Raw genomic sequence first — 3,260 nt, forward strand, 5'->3', positions numbered from 1 at the left:
ATGATACAAAGGAGCAGCCTCTTTTTACATGTAAAAAAGTATCTCGACGTGGTCGTGTGCATTTTCGAGGCAAGGATTTAGTAACAGGAAAAGACTATATGATTGCATACGATGGCTGGCAAATCATGATACCTGATCTTCTAATTACGGATGGAGAACAACAAATCAAGCTCAGCAAAGAAATGGAGGACTGGTCTGTTTTTACTGTGAATGAGCAGCCCATTGCACGCTGGCAAGCTACTTTCTGTGACACTCATTTTGACATCACGTTGCAGGTGGAAGACAGTAGTCCGATTCAGCATGAAGCCTTCTTCATTGCCATTGGACAGGCTGTGTTGTTTGTTGGGGCATAAATTCAAATGAGATCAGCTTTCAGGCTGGTTTCATTTGCCTGTTCAGTGGGGAAAGAAAGTACCAATAAATGAGTGGTCGTCACCTCCTTTATTAATTGACGTATGTGCAACGCGATGCTACAATTATCTCGAATTCGAGATAATACAATTTGCTGCAATGACAAATCAAAAAGGTGAGACATGTCATTCAATATTTTTAATCGATCAAGGAAAGGTGCTTAGACTATGGTAAACATACTTCCAGCTAAAGAAATTTACTTACAAGGAAATGAGCATGCCCTATTGCTATTACATTCCTTTACTAGTCATACAAGAGATATGAAGAAGGTTGCTGCTAAGCTACATGAAGAGGGTTATACATGCTATGCGCCGCTATACCGTGGACATGGCAATGCACCAGAACAATTATTACAATATAATGTAAACGACTGGTGGCAAGATGTCGTGAATGCCTATCAGTTTTTACTCGATGAAGGCTATCAAAAGATTTCTGTTATCGGTATCTCCATTGGAGGTATTTTCACGTTGAAGCTTGCACAATTAGAACAGCTCGAACAAATCATCGTTTTATCTGTACCGGTTGAGAAGGAACCCGAACAACTAAAGCAAAGAATCATGGACTATGCTTATAATTATAAAAATATAGAGGGCAAATCAGCACTTCAAATTTCTAACGAAATCGAGCCATTTACGAACATGCCGTTAGATTCTTTTATTGCATTCCAACATTTTATCAAAGATACAATGCAACATCTCAATAAAATTACAATCCCAATCGCTATCTTCTATGGTGAACGAGATGAAGATGTATACGCCCAAAGCGCTGAAACAATTTATCAGCAAGTCCATTCCTCTAAAAAGAAACTAAAGGGCTTTGCAAACTCCAAACATTTAATGACTTTAGGTCGAGATCAAGAGGACATTATGAAGGAAATGATGGAATTTTTACGGTTGAATAATGGGGATCTTACCCAATAGAGAGTATTGACTACCACTCAAAATCATGATATTATCATCTCGAATTAAAGATATTTTAATTCGAGATAATTTTAAAGTATATCTCGAATTCGAGACAAATAACAAGAATGGTTTTGACGTTTTGACAAACCCTATAGGGAATCAACATGAAGTACAGGGAGAGATTTTACATGCTAACAATCACAGGACACCATCATATCTCAATGATTACAAAAAATGCACAGGAAAATCATCAATTTTATCATCAAATTTTAGGGCTTCGTCGAGTGAAGAAGACCGTCAATCAAGACGACCCAAGTATGTATCATCTATTTTACGGTGATTTAACAGGTAGCCCAGGGACAGGCCTCACATTTTTTGAATTATCGCACGCAGGTCGTACACATCGTGGGACAGATGCCATCACGAGAATTGGTTTACTTGTTCCTTCTTACGATAGCTTACTCTATTGGGAAAATCGCTTAAATGAATTTGCGATTGAGCACAGTGGCTTAACAAAATACGGTGAAACGGACGCGATTCACTTTGAAGATCCGGATGGTCTACGCCTTGTATTTTTAAATAATCAAGATAAGCAAATTCCACAAGAATGGACAAAGTGGGGAGATTCACCTGTTGAGATGGCGCATCAAATTTTAGGAATGGGGCCAGTGGAATTAACAGTTAGCTCATTAGCAGAGGCTGAACAAACTTTGGTCCAACTGTTTGGCTATACAGAGCTAACACGATCAACATCCCAAGCTGTTTTTCAGGCTGAAGAAGGTCAATTACAAGGTCAAATTGTCGTCGTAGAACAGGATGGTCCTAAAGAAAAGCCTGGAAGAGGAAGTGTTCACCATTTAGCCATTCGTGTGAAAAATAAGGAAGAGCTAGACCAATGGGAACAAAAAATTAAAGATTTTGGCTTTAGCATCATAAAAAAAGCGGATCGCTATTATTTCTCTAGTATTTATATGAAGGAATCACACGGAATTATATTTGAACTTGCAACAGATGGACCAGGCTTTACAGTGGATACGACTGTTGAAGATTTGGGCAAAGACTTAGATTTACCACCATTTTTGGAAGGCCGCCGACATGAAATTGAAGAGAAATTAACACCGATTGACTAACAAGCATATGGTAGAGGTGGATGGACAGCTGCTGGAACTAGTTTTGAACAATACGAATAATACCATTTTTACAATTGGCTATGATTATTGCGACTCCATGTTAAATTGAAAGAGTCTTATCCAATTAGCCACTATGAATGGTGAGTTATTACAAATATTAGGATTTCTACTTTTCCGAAAGACGAAGATAATGTGAAAACTTTGATTCAAGCATTATATACCGCTAAAAAAAAGAGATAGTTATGCACTTTATAAATAGATTATAATAGAGTTGCAACTAAGAAGATAAAACGAGGGGGCAAACATATGGGGTATCGTGCATATGAAGGAGAAAAAATAACTGTTTATTTTGATAAAGATATGTGTCAGCATGCAGCTGAATGTGTAAAAGGCTTACCAGAGGTATTCAATGTCAAAGCGAAACCTTGGATCAAAGCAGATCAAGCAGAAGTCGCAAAAGTAGAAGAAGTTATCAATCGCTGTCCAAGCGGTGCACTAAAATATAAACGAAAAGAGGGAGAACACGTTTTGGAAATTAAACAAGGTAGCCAATCATTCTATATTGGGAACGAAGAAGATAGCGAAGCAGAGGTTCATTTTGTGCGTGTCGGAGAGAGTCGAATCATCCTCGATCATACACATGTTTCCGAACATCTAAGAGGACAAAATGTCGGCCAGCAATTAGTCAAAGCCGCAGTTGACTATGCGAAAAAAGAAAACTTACAAGTCATCCCTCTATGTCCTTTCGCCAAAGCCGAATTCGAAAAACATCCTGAATATCAAGAATTATTAGGATAATAGATTGTTTTGCACTCCA

The 3,260-nt window shown here is 38.1% G+C and carries 4 protein-coding genes; all 4 read left to right on the top strand.

Annotation, left to right across the window (positions count from 1 at the left end):
* A partial coding sequence (locus RT445_RS23405; protein WP_313471734.1) for a tubby C-terminal domain-like protein occupies positions 1-353 on the top strand: 353 nt, incomplete at its 5' end.
* A gap of 225 nt (positions 354-578) precedes the next feature.
* The gene (locus tag RT445_RS23410; protein WP_312506223.1) at positions 579-1,331 is read left to right on the top strand and encodes an alpha/beta hydrolase; all 753 of its coding nucleotides are present in this window, start codon (positions 579-581) and stop codon (positions 1,329-1,331) included.
* A 170-nt stretch (positions 1,332-1,501) separates the two neighbouring features.
* Positions 1,502-2,443 carry a VOC family protein gene (locus RT445_RS23415; RefSeq protein ID WP_312506222.1) on the top strand — a complete coding sequence of 314 codons (942 nt, stop codon included), beginning with the start codon at positions 1,502-1,504 and terminating at the stop codon, positions 2,441-2,443.
* A 306-nt stretch (positions 2,444-2,749) separates the two neighbouring features.
* A complete protein-coding gene (locus RT445_RS23770; RefSeq protein WP_396631740.1) occupies positions 2,750-3,241 on the top strand; it encodes a GNAT family N-acetyltransferase in 492 nt (163 codons plus the stop codon).
* Positions 3,242-3,260 lie beyond the last annotated feature (19 nt).

The organism is Lysinibacillus sp., assembly GCF_032093475.1.
Lineage (GTDB): Bacteria > Bacillota > Bacilli > Bacillales_A > Planococcaceae > Lysinibacillus > Lysinibacillus irui.

Bases quoted from the DNA above. Each gene is read 5' to 3' on its own strand.
- RT445_RS23410 (WP_312506223.1), top strand. From the start codon at position 579: ATGGTAAACATACTTCCAGCTAAAGAAATTTACTTACAAGGAAATGAG.
- RT445_RS23415 (WP_312506222.1), top strand. From the start codon at position 1,502: ATGCTAACAATCACAGGACACCATCATATCTCAATGATTACAAAAAAT.
- RT445_RS23770 (WP_396631740.1), top strand. From the start codon at position 2,750: ATGGGGTATCGTGCATATGAAGGAGAAAAAATAACTGTTTATTTTGAT.